The organism is Nocardioides sp. Soil796, assembly GCF_001429525.1.
GTDB lineage: Bacteria > Actinomycetota > Actinomycetes > Propionibacteriales > Nocardioidaceae > Nocardioides.
This window is the reverse complement of the sequence record NZ_LMSQ01000005.1, coordinates 143931-157223: the sequence shown is the minus strand read 5'-3', so window position 1 is coordinate 157223 and position 13293 is coordinate 143931. Positions and strand designations below refer to the sequence as shown.

The window sequence follows — 13293 nt, the reverse complement described above, 5'->3', positions numbered from 1 at the left end:
CCGAGGAGGTCCACCGTGCCGGTCCGACCGATCGACCACACCGAGCTCGAGCTGCTGGTCAGCGGCGGTCACGGCGACCCGCACGCAGTGCTGGGCGCCCACCCCCACGAGGGCGCGGTGACGGTGCGGGTGCTGCGCCCGCTCGCCTCGTCCGTCGAGGTGCTGCACGGGCAGGAGCGCACCGCACTCGCGCATGAGCACGCGGGCGTCTGGGTCGGCGAGCTGCCGGTCTCCGAAATCCCCGACTACCGGATCGCGGTGGCCTACGACGGCGGCGAGCCCACGACGTACGACGACCCCTACCGCTACCTGCCGACGTTGGGCGAGACCGACCTGCACCTGATCAACGAGGGGCGTCACGAGCAGCTGTGGCAGGCGCTCGGCGCCCACGTACGCCGCTACGACAGCGGCGTGACCGGCACGTCGTTCGCGGTCTGGGCTCCCAACGCCCGCGGCGTGCGCCTGATCGGCGACTTCAACGGCTGGGACGGCCGGTCCACCCCGATGCGCCAGCTCGGCAGGTCGGGGGTGTGGGAGATCTTCCTGCCCGACGTGGGCGACGGTGCGACGTACAAGTTCGCCCTGCTCGGTCCCGACGGCCAGTGGCATGAGAAGGCCGACCCGCTCGCCTTCGCCACCGAGGTGCCGCCGCAGACCGCGTCGAAGGTGACCACCTCGGCGTACGCCTGGGGCGACGACCAGTGGATGCGGCAGCGCGCGCAGCAGCGGCACACCGAGGAGCCGATGTCGGTCTACGAGGTGCACCTCGGGTCGTGGCGCAAGCACGGTTCCGAGATGCTCGACTACGCCGAGCTGGCCGACGAGCTGGTGGCCTACGTGCGCGGTCTCGGCTTCACCCATGTCGAGCTGCTGCCGGTGATGGAGCACCCGTACGGCGGCTCCTGGGGCTACCAGGTGACCTCCTACTACGCGCCGAGCGCACGGTTCGGTGACCCCGACGGGCTTCGGTTGCTGGTCGACCGCTTCCACCAGGCGGGCATCGGCGTGCTGCTCGACTGGGTGCCGGCGCACTTCCCGAAGGACGAGTTCGCGCTGGCCCGCTTCGACGGCACGCCGCTCTACGAGCACCCCGACCCGTCGCTCGGCGAGCACCCCGAGTGGGGCACCTACATCTTCGACTTCGGCCGCAACGAGGTGCGCAACTTCCTGGTCGCCAGTGCGCTCTACTGGCTCGAGGAGTTCCACGCCGACGGCCTCCGGGTCGACGCGGTGGCGTCGATGCTCTACCTCGACTACTCCCGCGAGCCGGGCGAGTGGACCCCCAACGTGCACGGCGGGCGCGAGAACCTCGAGGCCGTGCAGTTCCTCCAGGAGCTCAACGCCACGGTCTACCGGCGGGTGCCCGGCGTGATGATGGTGGCCGAGGAGTCGACCGCCTGGCCCGGGGTCACCCAGCCCACCTCCGACGGCGGGCTCGGCTTCGGGTTCAAGTGGAACATGGGATGGATGCACGACACCCTCGCCTACGTGCAGCAGGACCCGATCCACCGCGTGCACCACCACGGGCAGCTCACGTTCCCGATGGTCTACGCCTACGCGGAGAACTACGTGCTGCCGCTCTCGCACGACGAGGTCGTGCACGGCAAGGGCTCGTTGCTGCGCAAGATGCCCGGCGACCGGTGGCAGCAGCTGGCCAACCTGCGCGCCTACCTGGCATTGCAGTGGGCCCACCCCGGCAAGCAGCTGCTGTTCATGGGTTGCGAGCTGGGCCAGGAGTCGGAGTGGGCCGAGGCGCGTGAGCTCGACTGGTGGCTGCTCGACCACGTGGAGCACCGCGGCATGCACGACCTGGTCCGCGACCTCAACGGCGTCTACCGCGACTCCCCCGCCCTGTTCGCGCTCGACCACGACCCGGCCGGCTTCGCGTGGATCGACGCCAACGACGCGCAGCGCAACGTCTTCTCGTTCGTCCGGCGTGCGAACAACGGGCCCGACGTCGTCTGCGTCACCAACTTCTCACCGGTCCCGCACCACGACTACGTGCTGGGCATGCCTGCCGCCGGCGACTGGCACGAGGTGCTGAACACCGACGCCACCGCCTACAGCGGCTCCGGTGTCGGCAACCTCGGCCGGGTCGAGGCGGTCGTCGGGGAGTGGTCCGGCCAGCCGGCCCGCACCACCGTCGTGGTGCCGCCCCTGGCCACGATCTGGCTGCGCCGCGACGAGGAATCCTGACTTGTTCGACGCCGGACTCACACCGCTCGAGGGCGGGCACAGTGGCGAGACCTTCCTCGGCACGAGCGGCGGGGAGAAGGTCGTCGTACGCATCCTCGCGGCGCGGTCGGCACAACGCGGGCCGGACGCGGTCGACATCGACGCCGCCGTCCTGTGCCTGGTGCGCGGACTGCTGCCGGTGCCGGAGGTCCTGGAGGTACGCCGATCCGACCCGGTGGCCGACGTCCCCGGCATCCTGGTCACCTCGTTCCTGCTCGGCGAGAGACTCGACCTCGTGCTGGCCGACGCCGACGAGGCGTTGCAGGGCAGGATCGGCGTCCACGTCGGCGACGTGCTGACCCGGCTCAACCGGATGCCGTTCCTGCGCGGCGGTCCGTTCGTCGACGCGGACCTGCGGCTCGGCTCCTTCGGGTCCGGGGCCGCCGACCTGCGCACGTTCGTCGAGCACGTCGTCCCCGGTTCGGCACTGGAGGCCTGGGCGCCGGAGGACCTCGACAGGCTGTTCGCGCTCGCCGATCACGCCCAGGACCTGCTCGACCCGATCGCCCGGCGGTGCCTGGTGCACAGCGACTTCAACCCGAAGAACCTGCTCGTCGACCCCGGGACGGGTGAGGTCACCGGCGTGCTCGACTGGGAGTTCGCGCACGCGGGCCTGCCGGTGACCGACCTCGGCAACCTGCTGCGCTTCGAGGAGTCCCCCGCGTTCGTCGAGTCGCTCCTCGACTCCGTCGAGATCGACGGCCTCCCCGGCCGCGAGGACGGCGGTGCCGGAACCAGCGACGACGGCACCGTCAACGCTGGTACGGGGCGGATGCACAGCGCCCGGCTGCTCGAGCTGGCCCGGGCCGCGGACCTCTGGGCGCTGGTCGACCTGGCCGGCCGCGCCGGCGAGAACCCGGTCGCCGCCTGCGCCCACGACCTCCTCCTCACCCTCACCCGCACCGGCGACCTGCACCCCGCCTGACCCCCACGAACCTGCAATTGTTGATGCGCGAACCGTGGATTCTTGATGCGCGAGCCGCGGATTCTTGCGTCGCGAACCTGCACGTCCGGCGCTGTCAAGGACCGCAGGGCTTGGCGGTTCGAGGCGCAACAAGTGCCAGTTCGCGACGCAAGAAGTGCGGGTTGGTGAGGGATGGATAGGGTGGCGCCGTGACCGAGCAGCCGACCGCCGTGGCCGTCGTCGTCGAGACCACCTCTGACGGCGCCGCACGGATCAGTTGGGGCCCCGACCTGCGCGAGCTCTCCTTCACCAAGGCGATCGAGACGGTCACCGCCGGCGTCAACGGCGCCCTCGAGGAGCACCATCGCGTCGAGGCCCACGTGCACGTCGACGACGACGCCGGGCTCCGGGTCGCCACCTGGTCGGGCCTGCGGCGCGAGGGCGTACGTCGCGACGCCGACGGCGAGTTCGTCGTACTCGCCCGGCTGGCCGACGACCCGCCGCTGACCGATGGCGCGGGCTTCCGGGCAATGCTCAATTCGTTCCTGCCACGCAAGCGGGCGATCGGCCAGATGCTGGTCCGCGACGACGCGGGCAGGGTCCTGATGTGCCGGCTGACCTACAAGAAGGACTGGGACCTGCCCGGGGGCGTGGTCGAGGTCGGCGAGTCACCGCGCCTGGCCACCGCACGCGAGCTGGCCGAGGAGCTCGGCGTCGACATCCCCGCCGGGAAGCTGCTGCTCACCGACTGGCTGCCGCCGTGGTCAGGCTGGGACGACGCGGTCTGCCTGGTCTTCGACGGTGGCGTGCACGACGCATCCCTGGTCGACGGCATGGTGCTCGAGGCACGCGAGATCCGGGAGGCTGCCTTCCTCACCCTCGACGAGATCCAGGAACGGGCCGCCGACTTCACCCATCGGCGGGTGGCGGCCACGCTGGCCAACGCGGGTGACACCGGATCGGCGTACACCGAGTCCGGCCACCCCTGACCGTCGCCCGCTCCCCCGCAGTAACGCGGGGTCGTGGTCGCTCCACACGCGTCCTGCCACGGGCGAACCGACCACACCACCGCGCAAGTGCCGGGAAGAATCCGATGCCGGACCCAGGTCAGAAGAGCGCGGAAGCCAGGTTCTGGCGGCCCCGGATCACTCGCGAGTCCTCGTTGCCCACCGCGGCGAACAACCCGAGCAGGTGGGTGCGGGCCTTGTCGCGCTCGGCACCGGAGGTACGCCGGACCAGGTCGACCAGCCGGTTGAACGCGTCGTCGACGTGGCCGCCGAGCATGTCGAGGTCGGCGACCAGGGTCTGCGCGTCGACGTCATCGGGAGCGGACGCCGCAGCCTCGCGCGCGGTGTTCAGGTCGACGCCCTGGGTGCGCTGGAGCACCTTCGCCATCGCCAGTCCCGCAGCGGCCTCGACGTCGGCCGGGTTGGCGTCGACGAGCTTCTGGTACTCCTCGACCGCGAGGTCGATGTTGCCCTCGCCGAGCGCGTCCTGTGCGGCGGCGTAGCGGGGGTCGGCCTCGGGCTCGGCGTCCTCGTCACCCTCGGCACCGGTGGCCGGGAGCGGCTGGTGGCGGCCGGTGATGCCCTGGGCGGTGAGCTGCTGGGCCAGCTGGTTGAAGAGGGTTCGGAGCTCGTCGGCGCCGAGGGCGCCGGGGATCGGCTGGCTGGCCGGGCGACCGTCGATGATGACGAGCATCAGCGGCACCTGCGGGATCTGCATCGCCTGGGCGATCTGGGGGGACGCGTCGATGTCGACGAGACCGGCGAGGAAACGGCCGTCGTACTCGCCCGTCACCGCGGCCACGTCGCGGGCGTAGGTCGTGCTCTCCGGCGACTGGCCCGGTGAGTGGAAGACGAGGACGACCGGACCAGTCATCGACGACTCGAGCAGCGACTGGAAGTTCGCTTCGGAGACCTCGACCGAGTAGGCGCCGGCAGCGCCACCCGAGGAACCGGGGGCGCCGGCGCCCGACGATCCGGCGGGCGGGGTTGCCGGACGGCGCAGCCCGGAGAGGTCGATCGCACCAGGACGGGAGAACGGCTGTTGACTCATGGGGACCATCTTCCCCGATGACTCAACGGCTGACGATCGTGCCCCTGTAGGAAGGCGCGTGGACCACGAGGTCGGCGCCGTGCCGGTGTCCGATCCGGGAGGTGATCACGAACTTCGGAAGGCATCCGCTGGCGTGGCTCACCCGCACCCGGCCGGCTCCGGAGACGGTGCTGTGGTGGACGTCGGCGGCCACCCACGAGAGACGGTCCACCACGGTCCTCGCGACGCCGCACCGGGCGCCGCGGCGGGCTTCCTGGAGGGCCCGGACGACCAGGCGCACACCCGACCCGCTGCGACTGACCCGTCCCGAGCACAGCTCACGGCCAGCGGTGCTGGAGTCGCGGCTGCCCCCCACAGCCGAGCAGGTGGTCACCTTGTGGTCGGCAGCCACCTCGAACGTCGTGGCCTCGCTGCCCACCCCCACGACCCGGCGTACGGACAGGCCCTCACCGGCCCGCAGCACGCGCGAGCGCCGCGAGGTGGACACGCTGCGGTTCCACCACGGCACCACGGCCGACACCCAGAGCCGCGAGGTGCGACCGACCTGCCACGTGTTCGCGCTCTGGTAGCCGGAGGACGACGGTCGCGGTCGCAGCCCGCTGGCCCACACCCGACAGACCACGTCGCCCGTCGTCGGCGCCACGTAGACGAACCGCGCCACCAGACCGGTCGCGTGGCCGCGCATCACGTTGCGGGAGGCTCCCGCCGTGCGTACGCCGGCCGCGGTCGGCGTACACGTGAGGGAGAGGGAGGCGAGCAGCAACTGGTCGGGGGTCGTGCGGCCCTGCTCGGCCACCACCTTGGTGGCCACGTAGCGCCGCTCGCCGGCCGAGGCCCGGAAGCGCACCGAGAACACCGGGACGACACGGTCGCGGCGGTACGTCGGCAGGTACGCCGGGACGGTGCGGGTCCGGTCGGCCGTGCGGTCAAGATGGCTGCGGCCAGCATCCGAGGATGCGGCGGAGACCCAGACTGGCAGTGTGTCGTCGTCTGCTGCGGCGTGGCCCGGAAGTGCCACCGACAACCCCACGAGCACCGCGAACAGGGCACTCACCAGCCTCGACACAGCCCGCACACCCTGCCCTTGCACCCGTCCTCGCCCTGAACGCCGACACCCTACTCGGCCGACTCTGCGAATGCCGGGTTTTTCTGCAATGATGGGCCGCGGCCCGGCCGGCTACCCGGTAGTACACCTCTCGTGCGATCCACAACGCACCGAACGCGGTGACTGCTCCTGCCCGCGCCCGACCACCCACCCCTTGTCGTCATCGTTTCTCGGGAGGAGAACACGTGGCTGCCCCGTCGTACGACTTCACCGGGCGACGCGTGCTCGTGGTCGGCGGCACCCGTGGACTCGGCAACCTGGTGGCCCGCAACTTCTCTCGATACGGCGCCAGCGTCACGGTGACCGGCACCCAGTCGCTGACCTCGGCGTACGACGTCAACCTCGACGCGTTCTCCTACCTGCGTCTCGACCTGACCAGCCACGACTCGATCGTGCGCGTGGCGGAGCAGGTCGGCGATGTCGACATCGTGGTCAACGCGGCGAGCGCCCGCGTTCCGCACTCCAGCGACGTGCACGAGCAGGAGTTCGTCTCCGAATCGGTGCGTCTGGGCCTGCTCGGCCCGAGCCAGCTGACCCACCGCCTGCGCCACCGGCTCGGAGAGAGCACCATGCGCGGCGGCGGATCGGTGATCAACACCCACTACGTGCGTCGCTGGTGCGAGATGGCGGTCGGACCCGCCAACGCCCACCAGGAGATGCTCAACAGCACGGCCCGCCTTGCCGCCGCCTGGGCACCCAACGGCGTGCGCGTCAACGGCGTCGCCTCGACCGTCATGGTCCCGAGGCAGAGCCAGCTGCGGGTCCAGATCGACCGGCAGTCCGGGCCCCTGCTCACCCGCACCCGCACCCAGCGCACCGGCACCCTCCAGGACGTCGGCAGTGCCGTGCTCTTCCTGGCCAGCACAGGCGCAGCGTTCATCACCGGCCAGACCCTCATGGTCAACGGCAGCGGCGCCGGCGGCGCCCGCATGGCCTACTGACTCGCTGGGTAGGGTCTCCCGCGTGGGTGAAGTCTTCGCAGGCCGGTACGAACTCCTCGACCCGATCGCCATGGGCGGCATGGGCACGGTGTGGTGCGTCCTCGACCGTGCCGACCACCAGGTCAAGGCGGCCAAGATCCTGCGCCAGTCCGATGCGGCATCGCTGCTGCGCTTCGTGCGCGAGCAGTCCATGCGCATCGACCACCTCCACGTGGTCACGCCCCAGTCGTGGGCCGGCATGGACGACCGCGTGCTCTTCACCATGCCGCTGGTCCGTGGCGGGTCCGTGGCCGACCTCCTCAAGCAGTACGGCGCCCTGCCCGTGCGCTGGGTGGCCCTCCTCGTCGACCAGACCCTGCAGGCGCTCGAGGCCGTGCACGGGGCCGGCATCGTGCACCGCGACGTGAAGCCGGCGAACCTGCTGCTCGAGCCCACCGGCGGCGGCCGGCCGCACGTGCGACTGACCGACTTCGGCATCGCCGCACCGCTCGACGAACCGCGGATGACCCGGGCCTCGATGGTGATCGGCAGCCCCGGCTACATGGCCCCGGAGCAGTGGCGCGGCGCCGACCCCGACTTCCGCTCCGACCTCTACTCGGTCGGCCGGGTCGGCATCGAGATGCTCACCGGTGTGCGCCCCACCGCCGACTCCCCCGGCCTCGACGTCGACGCGCTGCGCACCGACGACGAGAACCGCGACGCCCTGCTCGACCTCCTGGCCAGGGCCTGCGACGAGGACCCCGGGCAACGCCCCGCGTCGGCCGCCGACATGCGGGCCGATCTGGCCGACCTGCGCCTCGACACCCTGCCCGCGGCAGCCGGCGAGACCGTCACCGTGCGCGACCACTTCGACGGGCTGGCCACGACGTTGCCCGGCTCCCCGACCGACACGTCGGCCTCGACCCGGCTCGACCACGGCACGGCGCCGGCGACCCGCGTCGACCATCGCCCGGCCCCCGGCACGCGCGTCGACCACGGTGCGGCCACGCGGGTCCAGCCCGTGGCGCCGGCCCAGGTGGGTTCACGGCTCCCGGCGTACGTCCTGCTGGTGGTGGGCCTGGTCGCGGTGTTCGTGGGCGCCTGGCTGCTGCTCACCTGATCCCACGAACCTGCAGTCCTTGATGCGCGAGCGGGCAGTTCTTGCGCTCTCCGTACGTCAAGAACTGCCGGGTCGAAGCGCAACAGTTGCAGGTTCGTGTCAGGGGCGACGCAGGCGCAGGGCGCCGAGGGCGAGGCAGACCAGCCCGGCCAGGCCGATGCCGAGCCCGGAGACATGGCGGGCCGAGAGCCAGCCCGCGTCGTCCGGCCCGGGTGCGGGGTTGCCCGAGGCCACCTCCGACCGCTTGCCGTCGCCGACCAGGAAGGGCTGGTCCTCGGCGTACGTCGGGGCACCGGCGATGTCGCCCTGTGCCTCGACGGTGAGCGCGAACCCGATCTCCGCAGGGCCACGCTCGGAGGCGGTCTCCTCCGGGACGACGACGCTCACGTAGTAGTCGCCGGGCAGGTAGGTGTTCTGGTCGTCGTAGCGGTTCAGGTAGCGCACCGGGCCGACACCGGTGTCGAGATCGAGCGCCGTGTCGTCGACTGATCCATCGACGTCGGAGTCGGAGTAGGCCGAGTCGAGGTCGCGGCGCATCGGGTTGTAGAGACCCAGGTAGAGGGTCGGCCCCGAGATGCCGAACTTCTTCTCCAGATCCTTCCCGGACAGGGCCTCCACGTGCAGCGCCGCGGCCAGGGTCTGGCCCCACTCGAGGTGCACGCGGTAGAGACGCTGCTCACCCTCGGTGACGGTGGAATCGTAGGTGCCCGACTTCAGCAGCGGCGCCTCGTCGAACGACGTCGCGCCCTCGATGGTCCCGCGGTCGACGCCGTCGGCCGGCGCCCGGAACGACGCCTCCGTCTCCGGCACCTCTGGGAGACGCTCGTTGGCGTCTGCCAACGGGCTCTCCTCCACCACCTTGATGGTCATCGGCAGGTCGGACGTGCCGGTGCGGGTGTCGGTGTTGGGCCCCACTTCGAACCGGATCACCGTGGAGGTGAGGCACACCGAGTTGCGGTCGCCGTGCCCATCGGGACCGACCTCGAGATCAACTCCGATGGCGGTGCTCGGCGTTGCGTAGCTGGCGCTGGCTGTCTCGCTGCCGCAGGACGTGCCGTCGTCGGCAAAGGCCTCGAGCTTGATCGACTCCGACGACTCGGCTGGTGTGGCAGTCACCGAGACGTGGACGGACGTGTCGTCCGCCGTACGTCGATAGGCGAACTGCCGCTCCAGGGACTCTCCAGCCTTGAGCGTGGTGCTCCACAGCCCGGCCTTCAGCATCGTCGGGTTGCCTGCGTCAGTGGTGGACTTCACCGGCGTACCGCCGAGGTCGACCGGATCGCCGGGATCGGCACTGGCAGCCGGCGCCAGGGCGACCACGCCCACCAGCGCGAGCGCGGCCGTGCGGCGTACGACGGAACCCGGGATCACGATCACGCCCGGCACCCTACCCAGATCTGGCCGGAATCCACCGATCAGAAGTCCCCGGCCGCATTGCGGACGGGACGCAGCAACGCCGACAGCTGGGTGAGCTCGTCGTCGGAGAGCGCCTCGAGGGCGAAGCCGGCCGCGATCAGGTCGGCCGTGGCCGCCTCGACGACGGCCCGGCCGGTCTCGGTGATCTCGGCGAGGACCGTGCGCCCGTCATCGGGGTGCCGACGGCGTACGACGTGCTCCGAGGCGACCAGGCGATTGATGATCGAGGTGATCGAGGTCGGGTGCACCTGCAGGCGCTCCCCCATCTTGCCCAGCGGCAGCGACCCGCGGGAGGAGAAGGTCAGCAGCACCAGCGCCTCGTAGCGGGCGAAGGTGAGCCCGTGGGGCTTGAGGATCGCGTCGAGACGGGCCAGCACCAGCTGCTGCACGCGCATCAGCGAGGTGACCGCGTGCATCGCCGTCTGGTCGCTCCAGCGCAGCCCCCACTGGCGGGCGGCCTCGTCGATCGGGTCGAAGGGAAGGGGCATGGGCGGACCTAGTTGACCTTCGGGCCGCGGAGGCCGGAACGCTGGACGACACGCTGGATCGACAGGTCGCGCTGGTCGGGCTGGCCGACGAAGCGGATGTCGCGCAGGCCCTGCTCCTGGGCGGCGGACTCGAAGACGAAGTGGCCGTAGCCGATGATGCGGCCCTGGAAGGGCTTGACCACGGTGATGTCGAGAATCCGGCTCAGCGGCATGGTGGCCAGGTGTTGGCTGAGCACGCCGTGGACCCGGAAGACCCGCATGTTGGTGATCACGAAGCGGTCGCGGAAGTGCGCCAGCGTCTTCCAGGCGGCGTGGGCCAGGATCACGAAGGCGAGCAGGAAGGGGAACCAGGCGAGGTCGAGGTCGATGAACGGGAAGACCACCAGCAGCCCGATCGCAGCCAGGACCTCGAGCACCGGCAGGGTGTAGACGATCCAGTGGTGCATGACCTCGTCCACGATCACCTCGCCCTCCTCGCGGAGGAGGTGCTTGCGGATGTTCGGGTCCGTGAGGGCCTTGGTCAACCCCATGACCGTTAGAACAACTCGTTGAGGAAGCGGATCGTCGCCTCGAAGAGCTGCGTGGTCAGGGCCCATCCCTCACCGGCGCCGGCGCTGGCCAGCTCGGCGAGGCCGCTGGGGTCCTTGAACATGTAGAAGCCGATGAACAGGACGACGACGGCGAGTACGCCTTTCTTGGCGTCCATCTCAATCTCCATCCTCAGGTGAATCGTCGGGGCGTGCGTCTGCGCGCGTCGGAAACGCATGCCCGGTCATTGTGGCAACTCCGCCGCCGCGTGTCGCGGAGGCGCGCCCGGGCGCGTCATTCCAGGTGCGTGGCCAGGAGCTCGTCGGCCGCGGCCCACGGGTCACTGGTGCCACCGGCCACCCGGGCGGCCAGGGTGTCGAGCTCGGTACGCCGGTCGCTGATGCCGCCCCATCTCTGGCGCAGTGCGGTCAACGCGATCGCCTCGATCTCCTCGCGGGCACGGCGGGTACGCCGCCGCAACAGCTCCCCTGTGGACTCCAACCAGGCGTGGTGCTCGTCGATCGCGGTGACCACCTCGGCCAGGCCTTCGCCGTTCTGCGCCGTGGTCATCAGGATCGGCGGCTTCCAGGCGCCTTCGGGCCGCTGCGACAGGGCGAGCGCGCCGCGCAGGTCGCGGCGTACGGTGCTGGCCCCGTCGCGGTCGGCCTTGTTGATCACGTAGAGGTCGCCGATCTCGAGGATGCCCGCCTTCGCGGCCTGGATGCCGTCGCCCATGCCGGGCGCGAGCAGCACGATCGTGGTGTCCGCGAGGCCGGCGATCTCGACCTCACTCTGGCCCACACCGACGGTCTCGACCACGATCGTGTCGAAGCCCGACGCGTCGAGCACCCGCATCGCCTGCGGAGTGCTCCACGACAGACCGCCGAGATGGCCGCGCGAGGCCATCGAACGGATGAAGACGTCGCGGTCGGTCGCGTGGTCCTGCATGCGGACGCGGTCGCCGAGCAGCGCGCCGCCGGAGAACGGCGACGACGGATCGATGGCGAGTACGCCGACCCGCTGTCCTGCACCACGCAGCTCGGTGATCAGGGCGCTGGTGGTCGTGGACTTGCCGACCCCCGGGGAGCCGGTGATGCCGACGATCCTCGCCCGGCCCGAGTGCGGCGCCAGCAGAGCCATCACTTCGCGCAGCAGCGGGGACTCGTCCTCGACCAGGGAGATGAGGCGCCCGACCGAGCGCGGGTCCCCCGTGCGGGCCTTCTCGACGAGCTCGGGGACGGCAACGGCCGACCGACCACGGGGTCGGCCGGCCGTCGCTGCGTCAGGTGTGGAGACCAAGTCAGGCCTTCGCGGGGACCTTGATGATCAGGGCGTCGCCCTGACCGCCGCCGCCACACAGGGCGGCGGCACCGGTGCCGCCACCACGGCGCTGGAGCTCCAGCGCGAGGTGCAGCACGATGCGGGTGCCCGACATGCCGACCGGGTGGCCGATGGCGATGGCGCCACCGTTGACGTTGATCTTGTCGTCGGAGACGCCGAGCTGGCGACCCGACTCGATGCCGACGGCCGCGAACGCCTCGTTGAGCTCGAAGAGGTCGATGTCGGAGACCGCGATGCCCTCCTTCTCGGCAGCCTTGGCGATCGCGTTGGCCGGCTGCAGCTGCAGCGTGGAGTCGGGGCCGGCGACCTGGCCGGAGGCGCCGATCTCGGCGAGCCACTCGAGGCCGAGCTCCTCGGCCTTGGCCTTGCTCATCACGATGACCGCGGCGGCGCCGTCGGAGATCTGCGAGGCGGAGCCGGCGGTGATGGTGCCGTCCTTGGAGACCGGGCGCAGTCCGGCCAGCGACTCGACGGTCGTGTCGCCACGGATGCCCTCGTCCTGGCTGACCGTGACGTCACCCTTGCGCGACTTGATCGTGACCGGCACGACCTCCTCGTCGAAGAGGCCGTTCTTCCAGGCCAGCGCGGCACGCTGGTGCGACTGGGCGGAGAAGGCGTCCTGCTCCTCGCGGGTCAGCTTGGCGCCGGCGACGTTGTGGCTGTCGGTGAGGTTGATCATGGCCTGGTCGGTGAACTGGTCGTAGAGCGCGTCGTACGCCATCGAGTCGACCAGCGACGTGTCGCCGTACTTGAAGCCCTCGCGGGACTTCGGCAGCAGGTGCGGGGCCTGGGTCATCGACTCCATGCCGCCGGCCACGACGATGTCGTGCTCACCGGCGCGGATCAGCTGGTCGGCCAGCGCGATGGCGTTGATGCCGGAGAGACACACCTTGTTGATGGTGATCGCGGGGACGTCCATCGGGATGCCACCCTTGACCGCGGCCTGGCGCGCGGCGATCTGCCCGGCACCGGCCTGGATGACCTGGCCCATGATCACGTAGTCGACCTGGTCGCCGGCGACGCCGGCCTTCTCCAGGGCGCCCTTGATGGCGACGCCACCGAGATCGGCAGCACTCAGGCTCTTGAGACCACCGAGAAGGCGGCCGACGGGCGTACGGGCCCCTGCGACGATGACGGACGACATGGTTGTTCCTCCTGCGTCAAACACGAATGGAATG

Annotated in this window: 13 protein-coding genes; 5 read left to right on the top strand and 8 right to left on the bottom strand. The window is 70.8% G+C overall.

All coding sequences use genetic code 11. The features are described from left to right. Window positions 1-15: 15 nt before the first annotated feature. The 3 genes from glgB (at window position 16) to ASH02_RS03380 (ending at window position 4128) form a co-directional block, all read left to right on the top strand. Window positions 16-2196 carry a 1,4-alpha-glucan branching protein GlgB gene (glgB, locus tag ASH02_RS03390; RefSeq protein WP_056686541.1) on the top strand — a complete coding sequence of 727 codons (2181 nt, stop codon included), beginning with the start codon at window positions 16-18 and terminating at the stop codon, window positions 2194-2196. Between the two features lies 1 nt (window position 2197). Then, on the top strand, window positions 2198-3160 hold the full coding sequence (locus ASH02_RS03385) for a phosphotransferase (protein ID WP_057294279.1): 963 nt from the start codon (window positions 2198-2200) through the stop codon (window positions 3158-3160). 188 nt (window positions 3161-3348) lie between these two features. Beyond that, entirely contained in the window at window positions 3349-4128 is a 780-nt protein-coding gene (locus tag ASH02_RS03380) for an NUDIX domain-containing protein (protein ID WP_056686535.1), read from the top strand. 118 nt (window positions 4129-4246) lie between these two features. On the opposite strand, the gene ASH02_RS27250 is transcribed toward ASH02_RS03380, so the two are convergent. Then, on the bottom strand, window positions 4247-5197 hold the full coding sequence (locus ASH02_RS27250) for a tetratricopeptide repeat protein (protein ID WP_056686533.1): 951 nt from the start codon (window positions 5195-5197) through the stop codon (window positions 4247-4249). 22 nt (window positions 5198-5219) lie between these two features. Next, window positions 5220-6251 (bottom strand): hypothetical protein, encoded by a 1032-nt coding sequence (locus ASH02_RS03370; RefSeq protein ID WP_156393737.1) that lies wholly within the window; start codon window positions 6249-6251, stop codon window positions 5220-5222. A gap of 236 nt (window positions 6252-6487) precedes the next feature. Here ASH02_RS03370 and ASH02_RS03365 point away from each other — a divergent pair, with 236 nt between their 5' ends. Both ASH02_RS03365 and ASH02_RS25905 read left to right on the top strand, forming a co-directional pair. Further along, window positions 6488-7243, top strand: a complete 756-nt coding sequence (locus ASH02_RS03365; RefSeq protein WP_056686527.1) for an SDR family NAD(P)-dependent oxidoreductase — start codon at window positions 6488-6490, stop codon at window positions 7241-7243. Window positions 7244-7265: 22 nt separating this feature from the next. Further along, on the top strand, window positions 7266-8342 hold the full coding sequence (locus ASH02_RS25905) for a serine/threonine-protein kinase (RefSeq protein WP_057294278.1): 1077 nt from the start codon (window positions 7266-7268) through the stop codon (window positions 8340-8342). 99 nt (window positions 8343-8441) lie between these two features. On the opposite strand, the gene ASH02_RS03355 is transcribed toward ASH02_RS25905, so the two are convergent. From ASH02_RS03355 to ASH02_RS03335, 6 genes are all read right to left on the bottom strand, one after another. Continuing rightward, entirely contained in the window at window positions 8442-9719 is a 1278-nt protein-coding gene (locus ASH02_RS03355) for a hypothetical protein (RefSeq protein WP_057294277.1), read from the bottom strand. 38 nt (window positions 9720-9757) lie between these two features. Further along, window positions 9758-10246: a MarR family winged helix-turn-helix transcriptional regulator gene (locus ASH02_RS03350; RefSeq protein ID WP_056686517.1), complete on the bottom strand. Its 489-nt coding sequence runs from the start codon at window positions 10244-10246 to the stop codon at window positions 9758-9760. An 8-nt stretch (window positions 10247-10254) separates the two neighbouring features. Continuing rightward, a complete protein-coding gene (locus ASH02_RS03345) occupies window positions 10255-10776 on the bottom strand; it encodes a PH domain-containing protein (RefSeq protein ID WP_056686514.1) in 522 nt (173 codons plus the stop codon). Between the two features lie 5 nt (window positions 10777-10781). Next, on the bottom strand, window positions 10782-10952 hold the full coding sequence (locus tag ASH02_RS25900; protein WP_156388880.1) for a hypothetical protein: 171 nt from the start codon (window positions 10950-10952) through the stop codon (window positions 10782-10784). Between the two features lie 116 nt (window positions 10953-11068). Beyond that, complete coding sequence (gene meaB / locus ASH02_RS03340) at window positions 11069-12073, bottom strand: methylmalonyl Co-A mutase-associated GTPase MeaB (RefSeq protein WP_056686511.1); 1005 nt, start codon at window positions 12071-12073, stop codon at window positions 11069-11071. 1 nt (window position 12074) lies between these two features. Further along, window positions 12075-13259 (bottom strand): acetyl-CoA C-acetyltransferase, encoded by a 1185-nt coding sequence (locus ASH02_RS03335; protein ID WP_056686509.1) that lies wholly within the window; start codon window positions 13257-13259, stop codon window positions 12075-12077. Window positions 13260-13293: the final 34 nt, after the last annotated feature.

Bases quoted from the DNA above. Each gene is read 5' to 3' on its own strand.
- ASH02_RS27250 (WP_056686533.1), bottom strand. From the start codon at position 5,197: ATGAGTCAACAGCCGTTCTCCCGTCCTGGTGCGATCGACCTCTCCGGG.
- ASH02_RS03350 (WP_056686517.1), bottom strand. From the start codon at position 10,246: ATGCCCCTTCCCTTCGACCCGATCGACGAGGCCGCCCGCCAGTGGGGG.
- ASH02_RS03345 (WP_056686514.1), bottom strand. From the start codon at position 10,776: ATGGGGTTGACCAAGGCCCTCACGGACCCGAACATCCGCAAGCACCTC.
- ASH02_RS25900 (WP_156388880.1), bottom strand. From the start codon at position 10,952: ATGGACGCCAAGAAAGGCGTACTCGCCGTCGTCGTCCTGTTCATCGGC.
- ASH02_RS03335 (WP_056686509.1), bottom strand. From the start codon at position 13,259: ATGTCGTCCGTCATCGTCGCAGGGGCCCGTACGCCCGTCGGCCGCCTT.